This window comes from Bacillus cereus group sp. MYBK216-1, assembly GCF_051916495.1.
GTDB lineage: Bacteria > Bacillota > Bacilli > Bacillales > Bacillaceae_G > Bacillus_A > Bacillus_A thuringiensis_K.
This window is the reverse complement of the sequence record NZ_JBQAGT010000043.1, coordinates 1-814: the sequence shown is the minus strand read 5'-3', so window position 1 is coordinate 814 and position 814 is coordinate 1. Positions and strand designations below refer to the sequence as shown.

The window sequence follows — 814 nt, the reverse complement described above, 5'->3', positions numbered from 1 at the left end:
TGAAGTGACCCCCGAAAGTTAGACAGGTCGTTTCATTAGGCAGCCTCTAGGGTATGAGCCCGGTATTGTACTGGGCTCATACCCTTTAATTTTGCCTTAATTCTTTTATGATTATAGTATTCTATATACTTTGCTAACTCTTGTTTGAAATGTGTTATACTTTCAAATTCTTTTCGATACAGAAATTCCGATTTCATGATACCGAAGAAATTTTCAATAACGGCATTGTCATAACAGTTTCCTTTGCGAGACATACTTTGAGTTATGCCACAATTCTTAAGAGAATGACGGTATTGTTTCATTTGATAGTGCCAACCTTGATCAGAGTGAATGAGGAGTTTATCCGGATCGGTTACACAATAAAGGGCTTGGTCCAACATCGTTGAAACAAGGGAATAGGTCGGTCTTGAACCAATTGTATACGTGATAATTTCACCATTAAATAAATCCAACATTGGTGATAGGTATAACTTCTCCCCAAATAACTTAAACTCCGTAATATCTGTAACCCACTTTTCATTTGGTTTTTCAGCTTGGAAGTTGCGATTTAAAATATTTGGTGCAATTTTCCCAACTGTCCCTTTGTAAGAGCGATATTTTTTCATACGAACCAGACATTTTAACCCTAATTCTTTCATAAGACGATACACTTTTTTATGATTTACTTTGTGTCCACGATTCATAAGTTCATCACGAATACGACGATAACCATAACACCCATCGTGTTCATTATAAATAGCTTGAATCAGTTCTTTTACCTCCGCATTTGGATCAGGACGATTAAAATGTTTCATCCAGTAATAGTACGTACTAC

The 814-nt window shown here is 36.0% G+C and carries 1 pseudogene; it reads right to left on the bottom strand.

Annotated elements, in window-relative coordinates:
* Nucleotides 1-35: 35 nt before the first annotated feature.
* Nucleotides 36-814, bottom strand: a pseudogene (locus ACTFRH_RS30860) (IS3-like element ISBth10 family transposase); the annotation flags it as partial.